Source organism: Moorena sp. SIO4A1 (assembly GCF_010672065.1).
GTDB lineage: Bacteria > Cyanobacteriota > Cyanobacteriia > Cyanobacteriales > Coleofasciculaceae > Moorena.
Genome location: NZ_JAAHHX010000351.1, coordinates 1 through 2139, shown reverse-complemented (window position 1 = coordinate 2139; position 2139 = coordinate 1). Strand labels below are relative to the sequence as shown.

Below are 2139 nucleotides of genomic sequence, written 5' to 3'. Positions count from 1 at the left end.
TGTTCGACAAACATCTCAATATCAAGCAGAATACATCCAAAGCTTTGTAGAAAAATGGGACGAGTTGATTAGCTGGGAAACCCGTGCCAAAAGTGAAGGTAGGTTTTTCATCGATATATTAAAACATTACGGTGTCAAAAAAGTCCTAGATGTAGCAACAGGAACTGGATTTCACTCCATTCGTCTGTTAAAAGCAGGATTTGAAGTGGTGAGTGCAGATGGGAGTCAGCAAATGCTCGCCAAAGCATTTGAAAATGGCCGTCGTCATGGTTTAATTCTGTGAACAGTGCAAGCGGATTGGCGGTGGTTAAATCGCGATATTCATAGTAAATTTGATGCTGTAATTTGTCTAGTAAATTCCTTTACTCATCTGTTTAGTGAGGGCGATCGCCGTAAAGCTTTGGCAGAATTCTATGCTGCACTTCGCTATGATGGCATTTTAATTCTAGATCAACGGAATTATGACAGCATTTTAGATCATGGCTTTTATTCAAAACATATTTACTACTATTGTGGTGAAGATGTTAAAGCCGAACCTGAATATTTGGATGAAGGTTTAGCTAGATTTAAATATGAATTCCCCGATCAATCGGTTTACCATCTTAATATGTTTCCCCTGCGGAAGGATTACACCATAAATTTAATGCAAGAAGTAGGGTTTCAAGGAATTAAAACTTATGGGTATTTCCAAGAAAGCTATCATAATGATGAACAAGATTTCTTTGTTCATGTTGCCGAAAAAGAATACAAAAAGAAGTTGAAAGGACAAAACCAAGTGAACTATTCCACAACCGTTGATACCGCTCGAACTTATTACAACAGTGATAGTGCTGATCAATTCTATGCCACTGTTTGGGGCGGAGAAGATATTCATGTTGGTATCTATGAACGGGAAGATGAACCTGTTTTTGATGCCAGTCGCCGCACGGTTGAACGGGTCGCCTCATTACTGAACTTGAATGAAAATAGCTCCGTTCTCGATATTGGCTCGGGCTATGGTGGAGCAGCCCGTTATTTGGCTAAAACCTTCGGTTGTCATGTCACTTGTTTGAATGTAAGCAAAGTTCAGAATCAACGGAATTCTCAAATGAACCAAGAACAGGGACTTGGGTCTTTGATTGAAGTAATCGAGGGTAGTTTTGAAGACATTCCCTACGAGGATGAACAGTTTGATGTGGTGTGGTCTCAGGATGCAATTTTGCACAGTGGTAACCGGATTCAGTTGATTAAAGAGGTTCAGCGGGTGATGAAACCGGGAGGTGAATTCATCTTCACTGATCCCATGCAGAGTGATGACTGTCCCGAAGGATTGCTGCAACCGGTTTTAGACCGCATTCACCTCGACTCCCTTGGTTCTATTGAGTTCTATCGCAAGGCTGCTAAGGTTACAGGTTTAGAAGAAATCCAGGTGATTGATCTAACGGCGCAACTGGTGAACCATTATCGGCGAGTCCTCGAAACGGTAGATGCCAATTATCAGCAAGCCGTTGCCGATAGTGGCAAGGATTACATTGACGCCATGAAAGTAGGTCTTAATCATTGGATTGATGCTGGCAAGAACGGTTACCTCAGTTGGGGAATTCTGCATTTTCGCAAAAAGTAACTAACTTTTCAATAATCCCAATTTCTCCTGCAGAGCGTGACGCATAATATCCACTGGTGGAGTTTGTCCTAACCAAATTTTGAAAGCTGCTGCTCCCTGTTGCACCAGCATTTCCAATCCATCAATGGCGATCGCGCCCTGTTCCTGGGCTTGTCGTAAAAACTGAGTGGGATTAGGAGTATATATCAAGTCATAAGTGATCGCATTTTCCGGCAACCTGGCCATAGCTAGCTCATCCACAGGAGACTGCTCGACCTTGGGATACATGCCCACTGGAGTAGCATTAACCAACAAATTGGCTTGGGGCAGGAGTTCCGGTAGTTGTTCCCAAGGATGAGTATGAATAGTAATAGCAAGGTCAGACTTGATCCAGCTTTGCTTAAATTGACCTAACTTGTCCTGATTGCGACCAAGCACATGAATCTCAGTACAACCGAGTTGAGCACAACCCACTACTACAGCTCGTGCGGCACCACCACACCCCAAAATGACTACAGTAGTTTGACTCCAATCCCGGTTATACCGTTTCAACGGGG

2 protein-coding genes and 1 pseudogene are annotated in these 2139 nt (G+C 43.0%); 2 read left to right on the top strand and 1 reads right to left on the bottom strand.

Annotated features, from left to right (window positions below; genetic code table 11):
- Both F6K53_RS38125 and F6K53_RS38120 read left to right on the top strand, forming a co-directional pair.
- Positions 1 to 283: class I SAM-dependent methyltransferase (locus F6K53_RS38125; protein WP_293084934.1), on the top strand; the 283-nt coding region annotated here is incomplete at its 5' end.
- A 3-nt stretch (positions 284 to 286) separates the two neighbouring features.
- Positions 287 to 1603, top strand: coding sequence for a class I SAM-dependent methyltransferase (locus tag F6K53_RS38120; protein ID WP_293084931.1), 1317 nt, complete (start codon positions 287 to 289; stop codon positions 1601 to 1603).
- Here F6K53_RS38120 and F6K53_RS38115 read toward each other — a convergent pair.
- Positions 1604 to 2139: pseudogene (locus F6K53_RS38115) on the bottom strand (shikimate dehydrogenase); the annotation flags it as partial.